This is a genomic window from Shigella sp. FC1544 (assembly GCF_001722145.1).
GTDB classification, from domain to species: Bacteria; Pseudomonadota; Gammaproteobacteria; order Enterobacterales; family Enterobacteriaceae; genus Escherichia; species Escherichia coli.
This window is the reverse complement of sequence record NZ_MECT01000149.1, coordinates 1-4,780: the sequence shown is the minus strand read 5'-3', so window position 1 is coordinate 4,780 and position 4,780 is coordinate 1. Positions and strand designations below refer to the sequence as shown.

General features: G+C 49.8%; 9 protein-coding genes and 1 pseudogene. 3 read left to right on the top strand and 7 right to left on the bottom strand.

What is annotated here, in order from left to right; genetic code table 11:
• A partial coding sequence (locus tag BGK49_RS09685; protein WP_064195240.1) for an IS1-like element transposase occupies positions 1–262 on the bottom strand: 262 nt, incomplete at its 3' end.
• A 193-nt stretch (positions 263–455) separates the two neighbouring features.
• Here BGK49_RS09685 and yoaF point away from each other — a divergent pair.
• Entirely contained in the window at positions 456–710 is a 255-nt protein-coding gene (yoaF, locus tag BGK49_RS09680) for a DUF333 domain-containing lipoprotein YoaF (protein WP_000691934.1), read from the top strand.
• 21 nt (positions 711–731) lie between these two features.
• Here the strand turns inward: yoaF and BGK49_RS09675 are convergent, their stop codons facing one another.
• Entirely contained in the window at positions 732–1,079 is a 348-nt protein-coding gene (locus tag BGK49_RS09675; RefSeq protein WP_005029159.1) for a DUF488 domain-containing protein, read from the bottom strand.
• Positions 1,080–1,118: 39 nt separating this feature from the next.
• Positions 1,119–2,315 (bottom strand): 2-nitroimidazole transporter, encoded by a 1,197-nt coding sequence (gene nimT / locus BGK49_RS09670; RefSeq protein WP_000128507.1) that lies wholly within the window; start codon positions 2,313–2,315, stop codon positions 1,119–1,121.
• A 96-nt stretch (positions 2,316–2,411) separates the two neighbouring features.
• Here nimT and nimR point away from each other — a divergent pair, with 96 nt between their 5' ends.
• Entirely contained in the window at positions 2,412–3,233 is an 822-nt protein-coding gene (gene nimR / locus BGK49_RS09665; protein ID WP_000972249.1) for a DNA-binding transcriptional regulator NimR, read from the top strand.
• Here the strand turns inward: nimR and BGK49_RS09660 are convergent.
• Positions 3,190–3,636 (bottom strand): DUF441 domain-containing protein, encoded by a 447-nt coding sequence (locus BGK49_RS09660; RefSeq protein ID WP_000460714.1) that lies wholly within the window; start codon positions 3,634–3,636, stop codon positions 3,190–3,192. The genes nimR and BGK49_RS09660 overlap by 44 nt on opposite strands.
• A gap of 168 nt (positions 3,637–3,804) precedes the next feature.
• Between BGK49_RS09660 and yoaI the strand changes: the two genes are divergently transcribed.
• Entirely contained in the window at positions 3,805–3,909 is a 105-nt protein-coding gene (gene yoaI / locus BGK49_RS09655; RefSeq protein ID WP_000999630.1) for a small membrane protein YoaI, read from the top strand.
• Here yoaI and yeaK read toward each other — a convergent pair whose 3' ends face one another.
• The 3 genes and pseudogenes from yeaK to BGK49_RS09645 form a co-directional block, all read right to left on the bottom strand.
• Complete coding sequence (gene yeaK, locus BGK49_RS09650; protein WP_000138054.1) at positions 3,910–4,413, bottom strand: mischarged aminoacyl-tRNA deacylase; 504 nt, start codon at positions 4,411–4,413, stop codon at positions 3,910–3,912.
• Positions 4,414–4,455: 42 nt separating this feature from the next.
• Positions 4,456–4,530: pseudogene (locus BGK49_RS26190) on the bottom strand (diguanylate cyclase); the annotation flags it as partial.
• Between the two features lie 41 nt (positions 4,531–4,571).
• The coding region (locus BGK49_RS09645; RefSeq protein ID WP_001073957.1) for an IS3 family transposase at positions 4,572–4,780 on the bottom strand (209 nt) is incomplete at its 5' end.

The following is a 4,780-nucleotide window of genomic DNA, read 5'->3' as shown; positions in this document are numbered from 1 at the left end:
CTGAGTTTTTTAAGTGACGTAAAACCGTGTTGAGGCCAACGCCCATAATGCGTGCACTGGCACGACATCCGACGCCATTCATGGCCATATCAATGATTTTCTGGTGCGTACCGGGCTGAGAGGCGGTGTAAGTGAACTGTAGTTGCCATGTTTTACGGCAATGAGAGCAGAGATAGCGCTGATGTCCGGCAGTGCTTTTGCCGTTACGCACCACGCCTTCAGTAGCGGAGCAGGAAGGACATCTGATGGAAATGGAAGCCACGCAAGCACCTTAAAATCACCATCATACACTAAATCAGTAAGTTGGCAGCATTACCTTTGCAGGCATGATAAAACATCATCAACAAAGATGAAACAAGACGTAATATGTTTTGAGTGAATGTAATAAAAATAGTGCTGCAAAACAAAACGATACCGCGATACTCTAAGTCTGGATAAATATGTGAGATCAATAAATGAAAATTATCAGTTTTGTTCTGCCTTGCTTGCTGGTCCTGGCTGGTTGTTCAACCCCTTCTCAGCCAGAAGCACCTAAACCGCCGCAGATTGGTATGGCAAATCCGGCGTCGGTCTATTGCCAGCAGAAGGGCGGGACGCTCATTCCAGTGTCGACAGCGCAAGGGGTCAGCAACAATTGCAAATTACCGGGCGGTGAAACGATTGATGAATGGGCATTGTGGCGACGGGACCATCCGGCTGGTGAAAAATAACCGCCGGATGCTGTACTAAAATCACAAGCTACGTAGCCAGTCGGCCAGCACCAGCGCATGGTTCTGCGTGGTGTTTTTTGCTGCGTAGAGCAGGGTCAGCGGCTGTTTTTTGGCGATGTCCGCCAGCCGCTTTCCTTCTTGATCGTGTTGCGCCAGTTCTGCAAGATATTGCTCGCGAAAGGTTGTAAAATCGACGACTTCGCCGTGAAAGGCTTTGCGCAGTTCCGTTGACGGCGTGATTTCTTTATCCCACTCATCAAGGGCTAAATCGGTTTTTTTGATACCGCGCGGCCAGAGGCGGTCGACCAGTACGCGATAACCATCGCTCTGTTCAGCCGGATCATAAACGCGTTTGCACTGAATATTCATCGTGTTTGTTCTCCCTTTCACGCATGATTTGTCACGTCACTATAGCACCGGATATGAGCGAATTTCTTTGTCTCTCCCGGCGCAAAGTCCGAAAATCGCCATCAGTAGTGAAAGTATTGCAACACCCATCAGTGGTACGGACCAGTTACCGTTAGCATCGTGTATTTTACCCATTAGCGGCGGCCCACAGGCTGCCAGCAAATACCCGACGGATTGTGCCATCCCCGAGAGTGCCGCCGCCTGATGCGCAGAACTTGCCCGAAGACCAATGAACGTCAACCCCAGTATCATTGTTGCGCCGGAACCAAAACCGAAAAGCAGAGTCCAGGTGATCGCGTGCGCTGGCATAAAGCAGAGCCCAACAGTGCCCACTGCGCACATCAAGGCAACGAACGCTGCAATACCACGCTGGTCTTTCACATGATGTAAGAAAAGAGGGATCAGCAAACCGGGAGCTGCTGTGGCTAGTTGCAGCAAACCATGCAGTGAACCCGCCTGTGCTTCGCTATAGCCGTGACTGATGAGGATCGCCGGAAGCCAGCCAATAATCACGTAATAGACCAGTGAGTTGCTCCCAAGAAACAATGTGACCTGCCAGGCAAGCGGCGAACGCCAGATACCCCGAGTATGTAAGGCGCGCGAGGTACTCAAATTTGCATGTTGTTGGCTTCGCCACTGTGGCAGCCATAAAAAAAGAGCCAGCAGAGGAAAACACATCAGCATGAGCAACGCGCCTTGCCAGCCAAAACCGTTCAAAGCCAGCGGCACTACCATAGCCGATCCAAGTGCCGCCGCAGCTCCCATTGTCAGGGAATATGCGCCGGTAAGTCTGGCGACGGAATGAGGGAGATCGCGTTTAATTAATCCTGGCAGTAAGACATTGCCTAATGCAATCCCACCGCCAATGACCGCTGTACCGCCAAATAATAAGTAAGGCGAAGGGAGAGAGCGAATTGCGATACCAGCACAGATCAAAAGTAACGCGGCAAACAGGCTACGTTCCATACCAAAACGTCGCGCTACCGGGGCGGCCAAAGGTGAGATTAGCGCAAAGGCCAATAATGGCAGGGTGGTCAATAAGCCGGTTTGCGCTGTCGTCAGCGAGTAAGCGGAACGAATCGTATCCAGTAACGGTGCTGCGCCGGTAAAGGTGACGCGTAATGTTGTGGCAATCATCAGAATGCCAGCGATAAGGACAATCCTGTTTTTGCCGCTTAATGAAGTTGAACAGGTCATATGCTTCTCATTGTTACAAACGAGGCTGTACCTTACCGTTTTTATTGTTATGTTGAATCAAGCTAAAATGACAAATTATCGCTAAATTCGGACAAAATGATGCACAGGTTGAATCTCAATGGCTATGAACCCGACCGACACCATGAAGCCGCGGTCGCATTTTGTATTCACGCCGGAACGGATGAGTTAACCAGTCCTGTACATCAGCACCGCAAAGGACAGCTGATACTAGCATTACATGGTGCAATTACCTGTACGGTGGAAAATGCTTTGTGGATGGTGCCGCCGCAATATGCGGTTTGGATACCGGGCGGGGTGGAACATAGCAATCAAGTGACAGCTAACGCTGAACTCTGTTTTCTGTTTATCGAACCCAGCGCAGTGACAATGCCGACAACATGTTGCACATTGAAAATATCGCCCTTATGCCGGGAATTGATTTTAACCCTGGCAAACAGGACGACGACTCAGCGTGCTGAGCCGATGACCCGCAGATTAATACAGGTCCTGTTTGATGAACTCCCTCAGCAGCCACAACAACAGCTGCACCTGCCCGTTTCTTCTCATCCTAAAATCCGCACGATGGTGGAGATGATGGCGAAAGGGCCCGTCGAGTGGGGGTCATTAGGGCAATGGGCTGGCTTTTTTGCGATGAGTGAACGCAATCATGCGCGACTGATAGTAAAAGAGACGGGGTTGAGTTTTCGCCAGTGGCGTCAGCAGTTACAGCTGATTATGGCACTTCAGGGATTAGTGAAAGGCGATACTGTACAGAAAGTTGCTCATACGCTGGGGTATGATTCAACAACGGCCTTTATTACTATGTTTAAGAAAGGCCTGGGGCAAACGCCAGGCCGATATATTGCGGGATTAACTACTGTTTCCCCACAATCAGCGAAACCAGACCCGCGGCAATAAGCGGGCCGACCGGTACGCCGCGAAACAGCGCCACGCCTAAAACAGTGCCTACCAGCAGCCCGGCGACTAGTTGCGGCTGGCTGCCCATTAAGGTCACGCCGCGCCCACCCAGCCAGGAGACAATCACGCCTACTGCAATTGCCACCAGCGATTTCCAGTTCAGAAACGAGTGAATCAAGGTTGAGGGCGGTAGCGTCCCGCTGGCGATGGGGGCCATAACGCCAATCGTCAGAATGATTATCCCGATACTTAGCCCCTGTTGTTCAATCCACGGGAAAAAGGTGCTTAACGGTGTGACGCGGACAATGATCAACACCAGAATTGAAACGGCGACAGTGGTGTTATGACTGATAAAGCCTAGCGCAGCTAACCCGAGCAGGATCAGCAAAGTGACATCAAACATCGTGGTTTCCTTGCCAAAAAATAATAAGCCTGCTTACTTTACGCTTGCTGCAGGAAGGAAGTAGAAAATCTTTACGTTTTTTGCATAAAAATCAGGCGAACTGTCATCAAACTGCCATTTGTGCACGCTAACAATAACGTGAAAACAGCTATCTCCCGGGGGCATGCTATGAACGATCAAATGTTCGTCGAGACACTGATTATCACGTCATCGTTTTTTGCCATTGCTGTTGTGCTGGTTTTGTCCGTTCTGCTTATTGAACGGACAGGCTAGTTACGCAGTGCGGCGGAAATTGACCAGTTCTGGTTGCGCAATGCGCAAATAATCCGTGGTTTTCAAAATAACGGATTTATCCAGCATCCCTGCATTGAAGGCGATTTCATCAAATCGTTCGAAGAGTAGAGGGTCGGCAACCAGTTTGAGTTTTGGATGGAAGCTGAAAGGGGGGATCGCGCCGAAGACACAGCCTGTGAGTTCATCGACTTCAGCAGGGCTGGCTAACGAAGCGCGTAATCCGCCTATATGGCTGGCAAGTTGGCTCAGATCGGCCTGTTGATCGGCAGCGAGGATCGCCAGAACATGTTGATTTACGCCATTGCCTTTGACTTTACATACCAGTGCCTTAGCTCCCTGGCCTAAAGCGGTGCCACGAATTTCTGACACCGCTTCACATTTACCTACCGCTTCATGGGTAACGACGCGGAAGTTAGCACCTTCTTGTGATAATAAAGCGATTAACCGCTGATGCGTCACGCTTCCTTTAGCCATTTCAGTCATTTCACGCTCCTGAGATTACAAGCAAACAACCACAGAAGGTTATCATGAACGGCTGTTTTTGTTCTGCTTATTGACATATAAACGCTCATCGGAAGCTTTATACGCATCATGTAACTGAGGTGTACTGGCAATAGCGGACACTACCATTTGTTCTTTTTTTAAGCAGCCATCTGATGATATTTTTCCCTGAAGGCTGCCGGGGAGATATTCCCCAGACGAGAGTGACGACGCTGACGATTGTAGAAAATCTCAATGTATTCCCGTATTACTGAGATGGCTTCATCCCGGTTATTAAAACGATAGTGGCTCAGGCTCTCATTTTTCAGCGTTCCCCAGAAGCTTTCCATCGGAGCGTTGTCGTAACAGT

Bases quoted from the DNA above. Each gene is read 5' to 3' on its own strand.
- BGK49_RS09660 (WP_000460714.1), bottom strand. From the start codon at position 3,636: ATGTTTGATGTCACTTTGCTGATCCTGCTCGGGTTAGCTGCGCTAGGC.
- nimT (WP_000128507.1), bottom strand. From the start codon at position 2,315: ATGACCTGTTCAACTTCATTAAGCGGCAAAAACAGGATTGTCCTTATC.
- yoaF (WP_000691934.1), top strand. From the start codon at position 456: ATGAAAATTATCAGTTTTGTTCTGCCTTGCTTGCTGGTCCTGGCTGGT.
- yoaI (WP_000999630.1), top strand. From the start codon at position 3,805: ATGAACGATCAAATGTTCGTCGAGACACTGATTATCACGTCATCGTTT.
- BGK49_RS09675 (WP_005029159.1), bottom strand. From the start codon at position 1,079: ATGAATATTCAGTGCAAACGCGTTTATGATCCGGCTGAACAGAGCGAT.
- nimR (WP_000972249.1), top strand. From the start codon at position 2,412: ATGATGCACAGGTTGAATCTCAATGGCTATGAACCCGACCGACACCAT.
- yeaK (WP_000138054.1), bottom strand. From the start codon at position 4,413: ATGACTGAAATGGCTAAAGGAAGCGTGACGCATCAGCGGTTAATCGCT.